The organism is Faecalimonas sp. LCP19S3_D12, assembly GCF_052121495.1.
GTDB lineage: Bacteria > Bacillota > Clostridia > Lachnospirales > Lachnospiraceae > Faecalimonas.
Genome location: NZ_JBQKED010000108.1, coordinates 1 through 1308, shown reverse-complemented (window position 1 = coordinate 1308; position 1308 = coordinate 1). Strand labels below are relative to the sequence as shown.

General features: G+C 42.6%; 1 protein-coding gene. It reads right to left on the bottom strand.

Translation table 11 applies throughout. The features are described 5' to 3' along the window. Positions 1-1174, bottom strand: a 1174-nt coding sequence (locus ACTQXY_RS15440; RefSeq protein ID WP_441660205.1) for an IS4 family transposase, incomplete at its 3' end; no start/stop codon positions are given. Positions 1175-1308: the final 134 nt, after the last annotated feature.

Sequence of the window (1308 nt, the reverse complement as noted above, 5' to 3'; positions counted from 1 at the left end):
CTAGGGTTCGTTGATCTTCATTCTGTCTCTGCTCCATTGCAAGTAACATGTATCTGGTAAACACGATTGCTACGTGAGCAGTCAGTGCATCATAAGATAAGCTATGACATTCACCAATCAGATTCAGCATAGACTTGCAGGTCTTGAAAAAGACCTCGATTTGCCAGCGTTTGCCATAGATGCGGATGATTTCTTCTTCGGAGAGCGATGTATCTGTGCATATGAAAGCAAGCCAATCCTTACGATTGGCCTTGTTTCTTACGCAAACGATTTTTGCTGGAATGGGATTCTCTTTCCCTACCATCACATCAACAGAAAGAAGATACCTGGAACGGCCACGACGTTTCTTGTTCCTGGAATATATTTCCTTGATATTAAGCTGGTCCTCACCATAAGTGTACTTGATGCGGCTGCTTTTCTTGATCATGGCAATGACATCCATTCCTCTAGACTTAAGCGCAGTTATCTGTGCAGGATTGGAAAACCAGGAATCAAAAAGGACATATTCTGCAGAAAGCCCCGCAGATACAGCGGTATCAAGGAGTGTAAGCATTGCCTCCGGAGCTTTTGTCTGTGCAAGCTTACGACGCTTTCCGGCAAGAGTTCTCTTATCAAATGCCTTCACAGGGCCGATGATGTTCGACTCTTTGGATGAAGCCAGGAGACAGCTGTTTACAGGAATCAGCGTATTCCCATCGCTCCAGCTTACGGTCAGCATACGGAAGCCTTTCTTGTAGTTCATTCCCGTATGATCAAAGACTTTAGATCCCAGTTCTGTCTTTTTGCAGCTTGTACGATGGAACAGACTGTCGTCGATGATAAACACGTTCTTACGGGAGTCATCAGTAAGGTGCTTTAGATCATTCTTCACGATGTCAGCAGCAAGAAGTGATGTAAAACGGAGCCAGTTGGTTTTCGTAGAATTCAGAAAACGATAGAAGGTGTTCTTGGAAAACGCTTCTTTGAAGGAACCTGTTTTCTGTTGCATATACATACTTCTTCCAGTGAAAATGTTCCCCATCTTATACTTAAGCAGAGAAACAGCGGAAACGCCTTTCTCTTTGGTGCCGTTGCATTGCTTCAACAACCTGCCAACGTGATGCTTGATAAAAAACTTCTGGACACAATCAAGTAATGCTACCTCATTGCTATTGTTCTGTGATATACTGGACATGGCATAAATCCCCTTTTCTATTTTGGTTTTTCGACAATTCCATTATACCAAAGGAACGTATTTATGCCTTTTTAATTGGCTGAAATATTGAATTTTCAAGGTTAATCACACCTTATTGGTGTGGGAAGTTTGAG